The 15,807-nt window shown below is 52.0% G+C and carries 18 protein-coding genes; 10 read left to right on the top strand and 8 right to left on the bottom strand.

Annotated features, from left to right (window positions below; genetic code table 11):
• Window positions 1-179 precede the first annotated feature (179 nt).
• Window positions 180-629, bottom strand: a complete 450-nt coding sequence (locus KFE80_06615) for a hypothetical protein (protein ID UTW46541.1) — start codon at window positions 627-629, stop codon at window positions 180-182.
• 93 nt (window positions 630-722) lie between these two features.
• Window positions 723-1,205 (bottom strand): SsrA-binding protein SmpB, encoded by a 483-nt coding sequence (gene smpB / locus KFE80_06610; GenBank protein ID UTW46540.1) that lies wholly within the window; start codon window positions 1,203-1,205, stop codon window positions 723-725.
• Between the two features lie 94 nt (window positions 1,206-1,299).
• Between smpB and KFE80_06605 the strand changes: the two genes are divergently transcribed.
• From KFE80_06605 to KFE80_06595, 3 genes are read left to right on the top strand one after another with little or no spacing between them, the layout of a single operon-like run.
• Entirely contained in the window at window positions 1,300-2,667 is a 1,368-nt protein-coding gene (locus tag KFE80_06605) for a hypothetical protein (protein ID UTW46539.1), read from the top strand.
• Between the two features lie 11 nt (window positions 2,668-2,678).
• Window positions 2,679-3,125: a type II toxin-antitoxin system RatA family toxin gene (locus tag KFE80_06600; GenBank protein ID UTW46538.1), complete on the top strand. Its 447-nt coding sequence runs from the start codon at window positions 2,679-2,681 to the stop codon at window positions 3,123-3,125.
• Complete coding sequence (locus KFE80_06595; protein ID UTW46537.1) at window positions 3,122-3,433, top strand: RnfH family protein; 312 nt, start codon at window positions 3,122-3,124, stop codon at window positions 3,431-3,433. Before KFE80_06600 ends, KFE80_06595 begins: the two co-directional genes overlap by 4 nt.
• A 7-nt stretch (window positions 3,434-3,440) precedes the next feature.
• Here KFE80_06595 and KFE80_06590 read toward each other — a convergent pair whose 3' ends face one another.
• A complete protein-coding gene (locus KFE80_06590; GenBank protein ID UTW46536.1) occupies window positions 3,441-3,827 on the bottom strand; it encodes an outer membrane protein assembly factor BamE in 387 nt (128 codons plus the stop codon).
• Between the two features lie 72 nt (window positions 3,828-3,899).
• Between KFE80_06590 and fur the strand changes: the two genes are divergently transcribed.
• A complete protein-coding gene (gene fur / locus KFE80_06585; protein UTW46535.1) occupies window positions 3,900-4,307 on the top strand; it encodes a ferric iron uptake transcriptional regulator in 408 nt (135 codons plus the stop codon).
• Between the two features lie 11 nt (window positions 4,308-4,318).
• Here fur and KFE80_06580 read toward each other — a convergent pair whose 3' ends face one another.
• Together KFE80_06580 and recN are read right to left on the bottom strand one after the other, a co-directional pair.
• The gene (locus KFE80_06580; protein UTW46534.1) at window positions 4,319-5,161 is read right to left on the bottom strand and encodes an FkbM family methyltransferase; all 843 of its coding nucleotides are present in this window, start codon (window positions 5,159-5,161) and stop codon (window positions 4,319-4,321) included.
• A 38-nt stretch (window positions 5,162-5,199) separates the two neighbouring features.
• Window positions 5,200-6,876, bottom strand: coding sequence for a DNA repair protein RecN (recN, locus tag KFE80_06575; protein UTW46533.1), 1,677 nt, complete (start codon window positions 6,874-6,876; stop codon window positions 5,200-5,202).
• 201 nt (window positions 6,877-7,077) lie between these two features.
• On the opposite strand from recN, the gene grpE reads away from it, so the two are divergent.
• The 3 genes from grpE to dnaJ all read left to right on the top strand — a co-directional run bounded on the left by grpE (window position 7,078) and on the right by dnaJ (window position 10,940).
• Window positions 7,078-7,614 (top strand): nucleotide exchange factor GrpE, encoded by a 537-nt coding sequence (grpE, locus tag KFE80_06570; protein UTW46532.1) that lies wholly within the window; start codon window positions 7,078-7,080, stop codon window positions 7,612-7,614.
• A 108-nt stretch (window positions 7,615-7,722) separates the two neighbouring features.
• On the top strand, window positions 7,723-9,660 hold the full coding sequence (gene dnaK / locus KFE80_06565) for a molecular chaperone DnaK (GenBank protein UTW46531.1): 1,938 nt from the start codon (window positions 7,723-7,725) through the stop codon (window positions 9,658-9,660).
• A gap of 161 nt (window positions 9,661-9,821) precedes the next feature.
• The gene (gene dnaJ, locus KFE80_06560; GenBank protein ID UTW46530.1) at window positions 9,822-10,940 is read left to right on the top strand and encodes a molecular chaperone DnaJ; all 1,119 of its coding nucleotides are present in this window, start codon (window positions 9,822-9,824) and stop codon (window positions 10,938-10,940) included.
• Between the two features lie 77 nt (window positions 10,941-11,017).
• Here dnaJ and KFE80_06555 read toward each other — a convergent pair whose 3' ends face one another.
• Window positions 11,018-11,479 (bottom strand): YHS domain protein, encoded by a 462-nt coding sequence (locus tag KFE80_06555; GenBank protein UTW46529.1) that lies wholly within the window; start codon window positions 11,477-11,479, stop codon window positions 11,018-11,020.
• 126 nt (window positions 11,480-11,605) lie between these two features.
• Between KFE80_06555 and KFE80_06550 the strand changes: the two genes are divergently transcribed.
• The 3 genes from KFE80_06550 to dapB all read left to right on the top strand — a co-directional run bounded on the left by KFE80_06550 (window position 11,606) and on the right by dapB (window position 14,026).
• On the top strand, window positions 11,606-12,547 hold the full coding sequence (locus KFE80_06550; protein UTW46528.1) for an AraC family transcriptional regulator: 942 nt from the start codon (window positions 11,606-11,608) through the stop codon (window positions 12,545-12,547).
• Window positions 12,544-13,149 (top strand): polyisoprenoid-binding protein, encoded by a 606-nt coding sequence (locus KFE80_06545; GenBank protein ID UTW46527.1) that lies wholly within the window; start codon window positions 12,544-12,546, stop codon window positions 13,147-13,149. The genes KFE80_06550 and KFE80_06545 overlap by 4 nt, the downstream gene beginning before the upstream one ends.
• Before the next feature lie 73 nt (window positions 13,150-13,222).
• Window positions 13,223-14,026, top strand: a complete 804-nt coding sequence (gene dapB / locus KFE80_06540) for a 4-hydroxy-tetrahydrodipicolinate reductase (GenBank protein ID UTW46526.1) — start codon at window positions 13,223-13,225, stop codon at window positions 14,024-14,026.
• A gap of 23 nt (window positions 14,027-14,049) precedes the next feature.
• Here the strand turns inward: dapB and KFE80_06535 are convergent, their stop codons facing one another.
• Together KFE80_06535 and KFE80_06530 are read right to left on the bottom strand one after the other, a co-directional pair.
• Complete coding sequence (locus tag KFE80_06535) at window positions 14,050-14,565, bottom strand: shikimate kinase (protein ID UTW46525.1); 516 nt, start codon at window positions 14,563-14,565, stop codon at window positions 14,050-14,052.
• 183 nt (window positions 14,566-14,748) lie between these two features.
• Window positions 14,749-15,750 (bottom strand): AraC family transcriptional regulator, encoded by a 1,002-nt coding sequence (locus KFE80_06530; protein ID UTW46524.1) that lies wholly within the window; start codon window positions 15,748-15,750, stop codon window positions 14,749-14,751.
• Window positions 15,751-15,807 lie beyond the last annotated feature (57 nt).

The raw sequence follows: 15,807 nt of genomic DNA, 5'->3' as shown, positions 1-15,807 counted from the left end.
AGAGGTGTAATCGGTTCAATGGAGCAGGAGATTTGTTTTTATTTTGCTGGTGAGCTCGGCACATGACCCCGATAGTGCTGGTTGTGACACGACGTGAATCTGATTTTTCTGCGCAAACAAAAAAGCCGCTTCACATGGAAGCGGCTTTTGGGGGTAGGCAGGTATTACTTTATAAAAAGTTACTTGCCGAGCACGTTTGGCCAGTTGGTGTCCGCGCGCTGGATGTTTCCGGGGATATCCTTTTTCCACTTTTTCTGAACGCCTTTGCTCAGGTTGAGGTACAGCTTGCCATCAACGATCTTCCAGGCGTGTGGATTAGTGGGCTTGGTGAAGTTGTGTGATACCGCAAATGCGCAGTAACCGCCATACTGAGGGGCGTACTTCTCCGGGTTGGACAAAAAGGTTTGCTTGTTCTCTTCGTTGGCAAAGTGCCAGGTAGCGCCGTTCCACTGAGCAGTGATGTCTTGGGAACCAAATACCGCGTCAGCGCCTTCTTCAAGAGAAAAGTAAGCTACTGGGTCAGCACCCTTGATAGCGCCTTTTTTCTTGTGAGAGTATACCTCTGGGTCTTTGGCAAATGCGCCAAAGGAAAGAGTCAGCAATGCCAGTACGGCAATAAAACGTTTCATAGTCAGTGCTCCATTAATAAGTGCACCTAGGACGGATATAGCGGCAAAAAGTTCCAAAGGGTTGAAAGTAAACTTTTGTCAACGGGACAGAAGTCAGCGATCACGCAGCAAACGCTGCTTTTCCCGATCCCAGTCCCGGCGCTTTTCGGTTTCCCGTTTATCGTGGTCTGCCTTGCCTTTGGCGAGGGCAATTTCGCATTTCACCAGGTGCTTTTTCCAGTACAGGGCTGTGGCCACACAGGTGTAGCCTTTTTGTTGAACAGCCTGAAAGATCTTTGCCAGCTCGCGGCGATTGAGCAGTAGCTTGCGGGTGCGGTCCGGCTCGGTCACGTAGTGGGTAGAAGTGGATTGCAGAGGTGTAACGTTGGCACCGATCAGCCAGGCTTCGCCATTTTGCAGCAGTACGTAGGTATCGGTGAGCTGTACTTTGCCCGCACGCATGCTTTTCACCTCCCACCCTAGCAGAGAAATACCCGCTTCAAACTTATCAGTGAGGTGGTAGTCGTGGCGAGCACGCTTGTTTAATGCAATGGTGCCGCCGGTATTTTGAGGTTTTTTGGTCGCTTTCTTTGCCATGGCGGGATTATACGGACTGAGTGCCAAGATGCTATGCCTGTGCCGTTAGCGAGATACCCGTTACAATCCCTGATACATAACGGAACAGCTATTTATGGTTGAGCGCAACAAATACCTCCACGGTGTATGGCAGGGCCCTTGGTATTTTATTGGTGCCACGGTGTGCGCCAGTGCTGGCCTTGGTGCATTGTGGTACTTCCCCGCTGCGGTCTCCGGCAGTGATGCCAGCTTGGTGACGCTGTTTTATGCACTGTTTCTGGTTTTGCTCGCCTGGCCTTTGCTGCTGGCCGAATCTGTTCTCGGTCGCAGGGGGAGGCAAAGCCCGGTTAATACCATGCGCTACTTGGTGATGGAGTCGCAGCTATCTCCGGCTTGGCGAGCCATTGGTGTGGTGGCAACTCTGTCCGGCGTATTGATGGTCTCCTGGTTTGCACTGCTGGCAATATGGGCCGGGGATTATTTCTGGGATATGACCAGTGGCGTGATGCAGGGCCAAAACCTCCGATTTGCTATTGAGCATTTTAATGAAGTTCGCGAACAGCCCCAGCAGGCGCTGCTTCGCTGTGGCCTGTTTTTGCTGTTGGTTGCTATGGTGTCCATGGGGGGCGTGCGCCGTATTGGCCGTGTGTTGCGCCACTTGGTGGCATTGTTGATTTGGCTGCTGGTGTTGGCGGCGGTATTGAGTGTGGTAAACGGTAACTGGTTGGCTGGTTATTACCACTTGTTTGACTTGCCTCATGTTTCCCTGGCCACTGGGCAGTGGCTGGCCAGTGCTGCAACGGCGTTGTCAATGGCTTTGCTCACTTGTGCGTTGGGAGTGGGTGCTGCATCTGCCTTTGGCGCTTATTTGCCAGAACGTTCCCGATTGGCCAAAAGTACGTTGCTGGTGGTGTTGGTGGTGGGGCTGTTTGCTTATACGGTTGCTTTGACCATACATGCGACGGTGCTTGCAGAACCCGCTCGTGCAGTGATGGAGGGGCAGTCCATGGATGGCTTGAACATGCTTTTTGTGGCGTTGCCCATCAGCTTTTCGAACACCGCTTACGGATTGTTTCTGGGTGGTCTGTTTTTCCTGTTTATCGCACTGGCTTGTTGGGGCAGTGCCATTGCGCTGTTGGAGCCGGCGATTGCCTGGTTGGTGGAATCTACCCGCTGCAACCGCTTTTTTGCGTCTTTGTTGGTGGGGCTGATCTGTTTGGGACTTATGCCCACCAGTTTTTACACACTGGATAGAGGTGGTTACGGCATTGTTGAGCAGCTATGTGGCTACCTGCTGCCTCTGGTGGGTTTGCTTGTGACGTTGTTTGTAGGCTGGCGTTTGCCGCGTAATGTGTTGCGAGAAGCCTTGTTTGATGAGCCTCGAATCCTGTTTTCTATCTGGTATGGTCTGTTGCGCTATGTTTTGCCCATTCTGATGATTATTATGCTCGGCCACAGTATTTATCGTCATTTGATCAACTGAAGGTCCTTAATATGGGCACAACCATAGAGCGCAGTGCCTTGGTGATGCATTCCGCAGAAGCCATGTTTGATTTGGTCAATGATGTGTCAGCGTACCCACAATTTATGGATGGTTGCGTGGCCGCCAAAGTATTGAGCAGCACCAATAGTGAGATGGTTGCTCAGCTAACCCTTCGCAAAGCCGGTGTGGAGCAGCGCTTTACCACTCGTAACCAATTGCAACGCCCACGGCGCATTGTGATGAATCTGGAGGAGGGGCCGTTTACCGCTCTGGATGGTGTCTGGGAATTTTCCCCATTGAATGATGGTGCCTGTAAAGTCAGCCTGGAGCTGGGTTTTGAATTTAAAAATGGCGCTATCGCCTTTGCTGCCTCCAAATTGTTTTCTCAGGTAGCGAATAACCTGGTGGCCGCGTTGTGTCAGCGCAGTGATGAAGTGTACAAAGGGCAGTCACAATGAGCTTGATCACAGTAGAAGTGGCTTACGCCTTGCCCGAACGTCAGAAAATCATTGAATTTCAGGTGGAGCAGGGTACTACGGCGGTTGAAGCGGTTCGGGCATCGGGCATTTTGGAGCTGTTTCCCGATATTGATGTCGATACGGCCAAAATGGGGGTTTTTGGTCAGGCTTTGGGGACTAAAGGTTTAAAGCCGGCGGTGGAGTATGAGCTGCAACCCCGTGATCGTGTGGAAATTTACCGGCCGCTGACCGCTGACCCCAAAGAGGTTCGCCGTCGTCGTGCAGAGAAAATGCGGCAGCAGCAGTAACTGTGACTCAGGGTTCAGTAACTGCTGGTTTCTGAGAGGACGCGTCGTCGAGGGTTTTGGGGGTAGGGATAAAGTCGCCGCTGAAGCGCACCAGGGAGTCTCCCTCAAAAAACACGCTGAGGCGGCTGGTTTCTTTGCTGCCTTTGCGTCGATCCAGACTGTACAGGTAATCCCAACGGTTGCTTGTGAAGGTGTCTGCAACCAGTGGAGTGCCGAGAATAAAGCGCACCTGTTCCCGAGTCAGACCCGGTTGTAACTGATCAACCATATCCTGGGTAATGATATTGCCCTGCTCAATTACGATTTTGTGAACCCCGGGGAAAGCAAAGTTTTTGCAGCCTGCAATGACAGAGACGAGCAGGATAATCAGGGGGAATTTTGCACAACGGGGCATTTTGGGGTTCCAGAATTAAAAGCGAGCAGGGATAATACCTGTTCGCGAAATCGCTGAGAAGGGGGTAACCCAATGCCGAACGAAAATCAGGAACTGCGCAAAGTTGGTTTAAAGGTCACCTTGCCGCGCCTGAAAATCATGCAGATTCTGGAGAATGCAGAAACCCGCCATATGAGTGCTGAAGATGTTTATCGGGCGCTATCGGATGCGGGAGACGATGTGGGTATTGCTACTGTTTATCGAGTGTTGACCCAGTTTGAAACCGCTGGTTTGGTGATTCGCCACAACTTTGATAATGGCCCTGCCGTTTACGAAATGGATTCCGGTGAACACCATGACCATATGGTGTGCACAGAAACTGGCCAGGTGATCGAGTTTCACAACGACGAAATTGAGGCGCTGCAAGAAAAGATAGCCGCAGAAAAAGGCTATGAACTGGTGGACCACAGCCTGGTGCTGTACGTGAAACCCAAATCGTAGGGCTTCCGACTTTAGTCGAACCTCAGGCCCCTTTCCGAGCCGTAGGCAATAACATAGGTAATTCTCCCAAAACCGCTGCCCCGTTGCAGCGGTTTTGCTTTGGCTACCCTTCGCTGGACTGGGAAGGAGCTTTGTCCACTCAGTGAGGCGAATTGATAGTCGCCCGGGAATAGCTGAAACAGTTCATTGAGGCCCTTACGGCCATTTCTCAGGTAATCCCGATTGACCTCGAACATCACCACGGGTCGGTGTTGTTCTATGGTTTGCTGCAGGCCTGCCAATACTTTGGGCTCGTGACCCTCAACGTCAACCTTGATGAAATTGATCGTTCCCTCAATGTTGTCCCGAACAAACTGATCGCCTACCAGCACATCAACCGTAATATCCCCGGATGTTGATATTTTTCCAGCACCCCAGTTCAGGTTTTTCGGGGTGTCAAACTGCAACTGGCCACTGATGTCGCTCAAGCCCACAGCGAAGGGATGGATGTTGTCAGCGACCCGTGTTTTTTTGGTTAGCCGCTCGAATACCGGCGGGTAGGGCTCTACTGAGTAAACCCGATCAAAAAATTGGGAGAATGCCAGGGAATGGTTGCCTATGTTGGCACCCACATCCAGCGCAGTACCGCCGTTGACCAGCTGTTTTATCAAATTGATGTAGGTGTACTCGTAAAACTGGCCGGTGACATAGGCTACCCATTCGACGTAATTGTCCAGGTGGCCCTCATAATTCACTCCGTTGCAATCAAAGGCAAATTGGGAGCCGTCGCGCTTGATAAACCAGCTGGCAATTTTGCGACGCAGAGAAACCGGCAGGTTGTTGCAGCGGGAAATTTTCAGGGCAGTTTGTTTCATTGGATTGTGTATCCGTACTTTTGGTGTTGGGTCGAAGCTTATTCAGCGGCCAGTTCAAGCATCTCCTGGGCATGAGTACGGGTTTGTTGGGTAATTTTGGCGCCGCCCAGCATACGTGCCACTTCGTCTATACGCTCTGCTGCGGTCAGTGAGTTGAGGGCGGTTTGGGTGGATTCGCCGTCACTGGATTTGCTGACTTGCAAGTGGTGGTGGGCGCGGCTGGCGACCTGAGGTTGGTGAGTGACACAAATGACCTGAGTGTTGTTGCCCAACAGTCTGAGCAATTTGCCCACCACATCCGCGGTGCCACCGCCAATGCCCACATCCACTTCATCAAATACCAGAGTGGGGGTCGTACTGTGTTGAGCGGCCACTACTTGAATCGCCAAGCTAATTCGTGACAGCTCGCCACCGGATGCCACTTTCGCCAGCGGTTTCGGTGGCTGACCTGGATTAGTGGCAATCAGAAATTCTATGGTTTCCAGACCATGGGCGCCGACTTTGTGATCTGCGAGGGGAGTCAACTCAATCGTGAATGCTGCCCCTGGCATAGCCAGTTCTGGCAAGTGGTTGTTGACGGCACTGGCCAGGCTTTGTGCCGCTTGATGGCGTTTTTCTGACAGTTGCCTTGCGCACTCGAAGTACTCTTGCTGCTGCTGTTGCGCCAGCGCTGTTAGCTGCTCCAGATTTTGTTCGCCGCCGCAAAGCTGATCCAATTCCTGCTGCAGTTGCTGCTGTAAGTCGGGCAGCTGCTCCGCATCTACCCGGTGCTTGCGCGCCAGTTGATAAATATCACTGAGCCGCTGTTCAATATCCGCCAATTGTTGTGGATTCAACTCAATGCCGTTGGCGTATTGGCGCAAGCTGGTGCTAGCCTCCTCTACCTGGATACGGGCACTGGTCAGCATTTCCTCTACTTCAGCGATAATTGGGCTACTTTCGGGGAAACGGCTGATAAGGCTGCAGGCCTGGTTGAGGCCGTGCAGCAAGTTAAAATTGTCATCGTCGCTGCATAGGGCCAACAGTTGGTGGCTGTCACTCAGCAGGGTTTCTGCATTGGCCAGCAGAGTCTGCTTGTTTTCCAGCTGTTGCAATTCGCCATCCGCCAGAGCCAGCTGATTCATTTCTTCTGTCTGGAAACTCAGCAAGTCCCGGCGAGCGTCCAGCTCATGGCTTTGCTGGGACAGCAGGTCGAGGCGATCTTGGGTGTCGCGCCACTGATGAAAGCGCTGAGCAACTTCCTGAGTCAGTGTCTGATGGCCACCGTGGTCGTCTACCAAGATACGATAGGTCTCCCGGCGCAACAGTGATTGATGCTGGTGCTGGCTGTGAATATCCACCAGTTGTTCTCCCAGCTGCTGTAATTGTTGCATGGTGGCAAGCTGGCCGTTGATATAACCCTTGGAGCGTCCCTCGCGGGTAAAAATACGCCGTAACAGGCAGCTGTTGTCGTCACTGTCAAAGTCGTTGTCGTGCAACCATTGGTTGGCTGGATTAATGCTGCTGAGGTCAAACAGAGCACTGACTTCAGCTCGCTTGGCACCGTGGCGGATGCGGTCGCTATCGGCCCGCCCGCCAATGGCCATCGCCAGGGCATCCAAGGTCAATGATTTGCCAGCTCCTGTCTCACCAGTAATGGCGGTCATGCCGGTGTCGAAGTCGACTTCCAAGGATTCCACCAAGGTGAAATTTTTGATGTTTAAGGAGAGCAGCACAGGGGGCCCGACAGGTGATTTAACTGGCAAGATCATAACTGGAAAACAAAGCATCGGGCAACGCGCTACGGGCCGCGAATAGCATACGGGGCAACTGCGATCAGCCCCAGCTCCCCCGCCGCTGAAAAAGGGGTTGAATCCGCAAATCTTATCCCCATATAGACCAGCATCAATAATTCAGTCACTGCATGGAGATTTTACGTGTCCAGCGAACAAAAAGAGCAGTCCAAAGAGGCTGTTGAAGAAAGCACTAACGAAGAAATGCAAACAGAAACCGTAGATTGCACAGACAACGACGTTGAGCTTGACGACAGCAACCCTCTGCAAGAGCAGTTGGACAAGGCGCGAGAAGAGGTATTGCGTGCCCAGGCGGAGATGCAGAATCTGCGCCGCCGCACCGAGCGTGACGTATCCAATGCTCACAAGTTTGCCTTGGAGAAATTTGTCGGCGAATTATTGCCGGTGGTGGATAACCTGGAGCGCGCTCTGGCAGCGTTTGAAGAGGGCGACGAGGGTATCGAACTGACCCTGAAAAGTTTCCTGGATGTGCTCAAACGCTTCCAGGTAGAGCAAGTTGCTCCAGAGGGTGAGCCATTCGATCCAGAGCTGCATCAAGCCATGAGCATGGTGCCCAATCCGGATATGGAGAACAACACGGTGATGGAAGTGTTCCAGAAGGGATACACCCTCAACGGTCGTCTGGTGCGCCCGGCGATGGTGGTTGTCGTAAAAAATTGAAACGACGGCATAACCACAGACTTGAAAGGGGTTTTTCAAGCCCCATATAGAGATCAACGAAATTGATTGCGGGGCTCATGCCCCATTAGAAGAACCGGAGAAACAGCAATGGGAAAAATTATCGGTATTGACCTGGGTACAACCAACTCTTGTGTGGCGGTACTGGAAGGTGACAAGGCCAAAGTGATTGAAAACGCCGAAGGCGCGCGCACCACGCCGTCTATCGTTGCCTATAACGATGAGGGTGAAGTGCTGGTGGGTCAGTCTGCCAAGCGTCAGGCAGTAACCAACCCGGACAACACCCTGTTTGCTGTGAAACGCTTGATCGGTCGTCGCTTCGACGACGATGTGGTGCAAAAAGACATCAAAATGGTGCCTTACAAAATCGTCAAAGCTGATAACGGCGACGCTTGGGTTGAAATCAAAGGCGACAAAAAAGCTGCCCCGCAGATTTCCGCCGAAGTACTGAAAAAGATGAAGAAAACCGCCGAGGATTACCTGGGCGAAACCGTCAGCGAAGCGGTCATTACCGTTCCCGCTTACTTCAACGACTCTCAGCGTCAGGCCACCAAAGACGCCGGCCGCATCGCCGGCCTGGACGTGAAACGTATCATCAACGAGCCCACCGCTGCGGCCCTGGCCTACGGTATGGACAAAACTCCCGGCGACCGTGTGATTGCGGTATACGACCTGGGTGGTGGTACTTTCGACGTGTCCATCATTGAGATTGCCGACGTGGACGGCGAGCACCAGTTTGAAGTACTGGCCACCAACGGCGATACCTTCCTGGGTGGTGAAGATTTTGACCTGCGCCTGATCGAATACCTGGCGGACGAGTTCAAAAAAGAGAGCAGCATCGACCTGCACAATGATCCGCTGGCTCTCCAGCGCCTGAAGGAGGCTGCAGAGAAAGCCAAGATTGAGCTGTCTTCCGCTCAGCAAACCGAGGTGAATCTGCCCTACATCACCGCCGATGCCACTGGCCCCAAACACTTGGTGGTAAAACTGACTCGCGCCAAGCTGGAGTCTCTGGTGGAAGAGCTGGTGACCCGCTCTCTGGAGCCTTGCCGCATTGCCCTGCAAGACGCTGGCTTGTCAGCCTCTGAAATCAACGACGTGATTTTGGTGGGCGGTCAAACCCGCATGCCTATGGTGCAGGAGAAAGTGTCTGAGTTCTTTGGCAAAGAGCCCCGCAAAGACGTCAACCCGGATGAAGCGGTTGCCATGGGTGCTGCCATTCAGGGCGCGGTACTGGCTGGTGACGTGAAAGACGTACTGTTGCTGGACGTAACCCCGTTGACCTTGGGTATCGAAACCATGGGCGGCGTTGCCACCCCTCTGATCGAGAAGAACACCACGATTCCCACCAAGAAATCGCAAATCTTCTCCACCGCTGATGACAACCAGACTGCGGTAACCATTCACGTGGTACAAGGTGAGCGCAAACAGGCTGCTGGCAACAAATCTTTGGGTCGCTTTGACTTGGCTGACATTCCCCCTGCGCCCCGCGGTATGCCTCAAATTGAAGTGACTTTCGATATCGATGCCAACGGTATTTTGAATGTACACGCGGCGGACAAAGCCACCGGTAAAGAACAGTCCATTGTGATTAAAGCCAACTCCGGTTTGTCTGACGACGAAGTGGAGCAAATGGTACGTGACGCCGAGGCTAATGCCGCCGACGATGCCAAGTTCGAAGAACTGGTACAGGCACGCAACAACGCTGATGGTCTGGCGCACGCCGCCAAGAAAACTCTCGAAGAAGCCGGCGACAAAGCCAGCGACGAAGAGAAAGCTTCTATCGAAGCTGCCATTGCGGAAGTGGAAGAAGCGGTCAAAGGCGACGACAAGGAAAAAATGGACGAAGCGGCCAAAAAACTTTCTGAAGCCTCTGCATCTCTGGCGCAAAAGATGTACGCCGAGCAAGCCCAAGCCGGGGGTGAGCAGTCTCAGGCTGCCGGTGGCGCTGAAGGAGCTGCTGAACAGCCCGCTGCCGACGACGTGGTGGATGCGGAGTTTGAAGAAGTTAAGGACGAGCAGAAATAAAGCGCAGCTTTATTTTGTTAGGCGTTCGAAACTGAACGTTAGACGCAGCGCGGGCATTGCCCGCGCTTGTGCGTTCTAACTGATAGGCTTTAAAGCTCGTATCTTTAAAATAAAACACGAACTGTCGTCAAACCGATTACAAAAAACGCTGAAATAAAAACATGTCAAAACGCGATTACTACGAAGTGCTGGGTGTGGCCAAAAACGCCTCGGAAGCGGAGCTGAAAAAAGCTTACCGTCGAGTGGCTATGAAGCATCACCCGGACCGCAATCCGGACAATAAAGAGTCTGAGGAAAAGTTTAAGGAGGCCAGTGAGGCCTACGAAGTGCTTTCCGACAGTGAAAAACGCGCTGCCTATGATCAGTATGGCCACGCCGGTGTTGACAGCCAGGGTGGCTTCGGCGGCGGAGGCTTTGGCGGTGGTAACTTCAGCGATATTTTTGGCGATGTGTTCGGCGATATTTTTGGCGGTGGTGGCGGCCGCAGCCGTGGTGGCCCTCGTCGCGGTGCTGACCTCAGCTACACCATGGAGCTGGACCTTGAGGAAGCGGTAAAAGGCGTCGCCAAAAAAATTCGCATCCCTACACTGGTTTCCTGTAAAACTTGTGACGGTAGTGGTGCCAAAAAGGGCACCTCGCCCGTTACCTGTGATACCTGTAGCGGCAGTGGCCAGGTGCGCATGCAGCAGGGCTTTTTTGCGGTGCAGCAACCTTGTCCCAAGTGTCGTGGCCGCGGCACAATCATTAAAGATCCGTGCACCAGTTGTCATGGCCAGGGCCGTGTGGAAGAGCATAAAACTTTGTCGGTGAACATTCCCGCCGGTGTTGATAACGGTGATCGCATTCGCCTCAGTGGTGAAGGAGAAGCCGGGCCAGAAGGTGGCCCCAACGGCGACCTGTATGTGCAGGTGTCGGTGCGTGAGCACGATATTTTCCATCGTGATGGCCGCAACCTCTACTGTGAAGTCCCTATCAGCTTTACGGATGCCGCTCTTGGTGGTGAGTTGGAAGTGCCCACCCTGGATGGTCGGGTGAAACTGAAAATTCCCACCGAAACTCAAACCGGTAAATTGTTTCGTATTCGCGGCAAAGGGGTTGCTCCGGTTCGCGGCGGCGGTACTGGTGACCTGTTGTGCAGGGTGGTGGTGGAAACGCCAATTAACCTCAGTGATGAGCAAAAAGATTTATTGCGGCAGCTACACACCACTTGCTCTGATGGCAAACACTCGCCTCGCAAAACCTCATGGTTTGATGGTGTAAAGCAGTTTTTCGGGAATTAAAACTGCATTTCACTACAATAAAAAATGCCAACATATTCCTATGTTGGCATTTTTTGTGAATGCAGCTTTTTGCTTAATTACAGCTCAGAAGCAGGTACATTCTTGATTTTTTTCCAGTTCTTATCGGCTTTGGCGATATAGCCTGGAATGTCTTTTGACCAGTCGGCTTTAATGCGGTTGTCCAGGTTCAAGTACAACTTGCCATCAACGACTTCCCATACAGTTGGGTCGCCAGCGAATTTTTTGCCAACCGCTGCACCAAATGCACAGTAACCGCCGTATTGTGGCAGGTACTTGTCAGGGTTTTTGTTAAAGGTTTTCAAGTTACTTTTGTTGTCAAACAGGTAAGTTACGCCGTTCACTGTTGCGGTGAAGTGGCCGTTACCTGGAATAGGCTTTTTACCATTTTGGTAAGACACCAGATCGTAACCACCAGCGCCAACGGTGTTGACTGATACAGAATCTGCAGAGGCTACAGAGCCAAACAATAGAGCGGCAGCACCGAGTGCGGCTGCCAAAAAGCCTTTCAATGATTTCATGGTGTTTTCCTCGTCATAAGTGAATGAAGTAGCATTTTGCTGTTGCGTAATATATGGTGGCTAAAACTGGCTAACAATGCCTTTTAGTCCATAATTTTTGTCCAATCGTCCAGAGTTGTGAGATACATGGATACATTGACGAACGTGCTCGACACCCTGCATTTTGGCTCGGCGTTCTACTTTTCCACGGTGTATAGCCCACCTTGGAGCATTGCAATTCCCACTTATAAAAATGTGGCCAGATTTCACTATGTCACTCAGGGGACGTGTTGGGTGCGCATTGAAGGGGTTGAGCAACCCATGCTATTGCGGGACGGTGAAATGATCATTGTGCCTCACGGCTGCGCCCATATTATGAGTTACGAAGCCGATGCAGAACCGATGATGCTCGACGATGTATTGGCGGCAGCCCAATACGATGGCGGTGGTAAATTGCTGTTGGGGGAGCCGGATCCGGTTGCCAGTACCCGGCTGGTGTGTGGTCATTTTGAATTTAGCCAGGTGTACAGCCATCCTTTGATTCAAAATCTGCCAACGTACATTGTGATCAACGAGAACAACAGCAGCGAATACAGCTGGCTAAAAGACTCGCTGCGATTTATGGAGCATGTGGCTACTGAAGGTCAGTTGGGTAGTGAGGCTATTCTCAAGCGCCTCTCTGAAATCGTCTTTATTCAATCCGTCAAACACTGGAGTGCCACCCACCAAATAGATACAGGGTTTGTGGCAGCGTTGAATGATAAGCAGTTGTCCAAGTCCCTGACTGCTTTTCACAGTCACTATTGTGGCGATTGGAGCATTGATCGAATGGCAGAGCTGGCGGGTATGTCTAAATCGTTATTTTCCGACAAGTTCAAACGCTTTTTGAATGTTTCGCCTATGCAGTACGTTGCCCATTGGCGTATGCAAAATGCACAGCGTTTATTGCTGGAGTCCAATCACAACTTGGAACAGATCGCTAATCTGGTGGGCTACGAAACCGTGGCTTCTTTCAGCAAAGCGTTTAAGCGCATACTGGGTGTCAGCCCTGGTGAGTATCGGCGCTCAGATTCGGAGAGCACATCATGAAACACCTGCTGTTTATTACCATAGTGGTTTTTTCCAACACCGTACTTGCTGCCGATCGGTATGTTGGTGACAACTCCCACACCGAAGTGATTTTTAAAGTGAATCACCTTGGCTTCTCCACCACTTACGGGCGTTTTACCAATGTGGAAAGTGAGTTGGTTTATGATCCTCACGACCTCTCCAAATCCGGGGTATCTGCCACTATTTATACCGGTAGTGTGGATGTTGGCCACGGCCCCAAAACGGATCATATGAAACGAGGGGATTTTTTCAACGTGAGTAAATTCCCTGAGATGACCTTTAAGAGTACATCGGTACAGGTTATTGATGATAAGCAGCTGAATGTGACAGGTAATCTAACTTTATTAGGAGTAACCAAACCAGTTAGCTTATACGTTGTGATCAATAAAATAGGTAAACACCCTATCTACCAATCTGACGCCATTGGCTTTTCGGCCACTGGCAAGCTGAATCGTACGGAGTGGGGGATGGATGCCTACGCACCTATGGTGGGCGAAGAGGTGGCGTTCAATATTGAGTTTGAGGGCACTAAAGATGGCTCTGATTACGAAAGTAAATTTGGCCGTGGAGTTCGTAAATAACTTGCCGTTTTTCTGCCAGCCCCTACACTTTGTGGGTCGATTAATACAGAGAACTAATACAGAGAGTTAAGCAATGGTAAAAATTGCAGTGACCGGTGCCGCTGGCCGTATGGGCAAAGCCCTGATTGAAGCGGTGGCCGCCATGCCCAATGTGGAGCTGGGTGTAGCTGTGGTACGCCCGGACAGCAGTTTGCTGGGGGCTGATGCCGGTGAGTTAGCCGGTGTTGGCAAGTTGGGTGTGCCCTTAACTGGCGATCTTTCTGATGTGTTGAGTCAGTTCGATGTGTTGATCGATTTCACCACCATTGAGCTCACACTGGCAAATGCCCGCGTTTGTGCAGATGCAAATAAGCCAATAGTCATTGGCACTACAGGTTTCAACGATACGCAAAAAGCTGAGCTTGCCGAAGCGTCTGCAAAAACCGGCCTCTGCGTCGCCTCCAATTTCAGTACTGGGGTGAACCTTTGCTTTAAGCTTTTGGAAATGGCCGCAAAAGTGCTGGGTGATGATTCCGATATCGAAATTGTCGAAGCCCACCACCGCCATAAAGTGGATGCACCATCTGGCACTGCACTGAGTATGGGCGAAGTGGTGGCCGATACTTTGGGTCGTGATTTACGGCAGGTGGCGGTTTATGGCCGGGAAGGACAGACCGGTGTTCGCGATCGCGACACCATTGGCTTTGCCACCGTGCGCGCCGGGGATATTGTTGGCGATCACACCGTAATGTTTTGCGCCGATGGTGAGCGGGTAGAGATTACCCACAAAGCCCAGAGCCGACAGGCCTTTGCCCGCGGTGCAGTGCGCGCTGCGCTGTGGATGTCCGACAAGCCCAGCGGTTTGTTTGATATGCAGGATGTGTTGGGGCTCAAGTAAAGCCGCGAGCTACGAGCTACGAGCTACGAGCTACGGGCTGCTAGCTGTTTGGTAATACTTTCCAGCGCTTGGTGTTGGTCGAGGCCGTCGCATAGCACCGTAATATCTGCGTATTTTTCATAGAGCGCCTGGCGTTCGGCAAACACATCTTCCAGAGTTTGATCCGGGCGGCGGGCGATGCCTCGGGAGTCGTAGTTGTGAATGCGGCGGCGTAACTCCTCAAGCGGTGTATCCAAAAATACCACCGTTCCCTGCTGTTTCAGGTGGTTCATACCCGGGTCGCTGTACACTGCGCTGCCACCGGTGGCCACCACCATGTCGTGGCAGTCAGTTTTCAGTAGCACGGCTTCTTCAATGCGTCGTAAATTCAGGTAGTCGCTGGAGTCAATAATGTCTTGCAGCGTTTGCCCAGTGTGTACCTGGATGGAGACATCGGTGTCGACAAAATCAAAACCGAGTTCTTTGGCCAACTGAACCCCTAATGTGCTTTTGCCAGCTCCTGGCATGCCAATCAAAATAACGCCGGGTTGATTTTCCATAGGTGTGCTGCCGTGAGTTATCGGAAAGATTGGATTATAAGCAAGCGATTGCCGGTGGGGTAGTAGCTGCGTGCCTCGAGCTTCTGGCTACGAGCAGATCGAGCGAGATTTGAGTTGGTCGCATTATTTGTAATGATTTCCATCGGACAGCTCGCTGCTCACAGCCCGAGGCCCGTAGCTGTTTTAATCCCTGCTGCGATAGTCTCGTGGCGACATGCCTGTCCATTGTTTGAAGGCACGAGTAAACGAGCTGGGTTCTGAAAATCCAGCGATGCGTGATACTTCTTCTACAGAACACTGTTCTTTAACCAATTTGCTGATGGCCACATCCCGGCGGATGTGGTTTTTGATTTGCTGGTAACTGGTGCCGTCGGCGATAAGCCGGCGGTGTAGCGTTTGCGGGCTGATCTTGAGCATCCGCGCGAGCACGTCTATTTTGGGAAACAGCAAGCCGTCGTTAGTGTCTTTGACAATCATGCGCTGAATTTGGGCGGACAGGCTGTGATCTTCACCGGGTATGGTCATCAGGTCGGCGGGTGAGTTGGTTAAAAATTGTTCCAGTTCCAAAGGGGAGCGAACCAGTGGCTTGTCCAGGTAACTGCGCTGGAACACCAGTTTGCAGGCCGGTTGGCAAAAGTGCAGTTGGCAGGGGAATATATGCCGCAATTCCGCTTCGTATTCGGGGGCTGGGTAATCCAGCTCAACCGAACTCAAGTGAATGCTCTCGCCAATGTACCAACTGGGGAAGCGGTGCCAGATCACTAACCAGAATTCTCGATAAAATTGCTGGCTGTCCAGTTGTGGGGCAGTGAAATTGATGGTCACTTCAGCCAGCTCACCATGGCACTCTATGCTCATGGCAATGCCGTCAGTAAACAGGTTGTAAAAGTGAATGCCTTTGCGCAGCAGACCATCGAGGTTGTGGCAGTGGCTGACGGTATCCGCCATCAACGCGAAGGTGCCATTTTTGCAACGGGGCTCCACAAAACCCATAAATTCATCGCCCATCCGTTGCCAGATCAGCTGCACCAGTTTGGTCATCTGGTCGGCGTGAACCCTTGAATCTGGTTCTTCAAGAAGCGCTGGTTGAATGTCTGCAGCCAGCAGCAACTCTTGACAGCTTAGGCCTTGCTTGCGGGCGCCTTGCAGGGCAGCGTTGACATAATGGATGCCGATGGTGGCCATAGGGCTAGATCTACCTTGCGATCATCTGGTTTTGGTAATAAATGACTTCTTTTTTGG

Source organism: bacterium SCSIO 12696, assembly GCA_024397955.1.
Lineage (GTDB): Bacteria > Pseudomonadota > Gammaproteobacteria > Pseudomonadales > Porticoccaceae > SCSIO-12696.
This window is presented reverse-complemented; position numbering and strand designations above follow the sequence as displayed.

Excerpts from the sequence above, each read along its gene's own strand:
- KFE80_06550 (UTW46528.1), top strand. The coding sequence starts at position 11,606 with ATGGATACATTGACGAACGTGCTCGACACCCTGCATTTTGGCTCGGCG.
- KFE80_06600 (UTW46538.1), top strand. The coding sequence starts at position 2,679 with ATGGGCACAACCATAGAGCGCAGTGCCTTGGTGATGCATTCCGCAGAA.
- KFE80_06590 (UTW46536.1), bottom strand. The coding sequence starts at position 3,827 with ATGCCCCGTTGTGCAAAATTCCCCCTGATTATCCTGCTCGTCTCTGTC.
- smpB (UTW46540.1), bottom strand. The coding sequence starts at position 1,205 with ATGGCAAAGAAAGCGACCAAAAAACCTCAAAATACCGGCGGCACCATT.
- dnaK (UTW46531.1), top strand. The coding sequence starts at position 7,723 with ATGGGAAAAATTATCGGTATTGACCTGGGTACAACCAACTCTTGTGTG.
- dapB (UTW46526.1), top strand. The coding sequence starts at position 13,223 with ATGGTAAAAATTGCAGTGACCGGTGCCGCTGGCCGTATGGGCAAAGCC.
- fur (UTW46535.1), top strand. The coding sequence starts at position 3,900 with ATGCCGAACGAAAATCAGGAACTGCGCAAAGTTGGTTTAAAGGTCACC.
- KFE80_06605 (UTW46539.1), top strand. The coding sequence starts at position 1,300 with ATGGTTGAGCGCAACAAATACCTCCACGGTGTATGGCAGGGCCCTTGG.
- KFE80_06595 (UTW46537.1), top strand. The coding sequence starts at position 3,122 with ATGAGCTTGATCACAGTAGAAGTGGCTTACGCCTTGCCCGAACGTCAG.
- KFE80_06615 (UTW46541.1), bottom strand. The coding sequence starts at position 629 with ATGAAACGTTTTATTGCCGTACTGGCATTGCTGACTCTTTCCTTTGGC.
- KFE80_06555 (UTW46529.1), bottom strand. The coding sequence starts at position 11,479 with ATGAAATCATTGAAAGGCTTTTTGGCAGCCGCACTCGGTGCTGCCGCT.
- KFE80_06530 (UTW46524.1), bottom strand. The coding sequence starts at position 15,750 with ATGGCCACCATCGGCATCCATTATGTCAACGCTGCCCTGCAAGGCGCC.
- dnaJ (UTW46530.1), top strand. The coding sequence starts at position 9,822 with ATGTCAAAACGCGATTACTACGAAGTGCTGGGTGTGGCCAAAAACGCC.
- KFE80_06580 (UTW46534.1), bottom strand. The coding sequence starts at position 5,161 with ATGAAACAAACTGCCCTGAAAATTTCCCGCTGCAACAACCTGCCGGTT.
- KFE80_06545 (UTW46527.1), top strand. The coding sequence starts at position 12,544 with ATGAAACACCTGCTGTTTATTACCATAGTGGTTTTTTCCAACACCGTA.
- KFE80_06535 (UTW46525.1), bottom strand. The coding sequence starts at position 14,565 with ATGGAAAATCAACCCGGCGTTATTTTGATTGGCATGCCAGGAGCTGGC.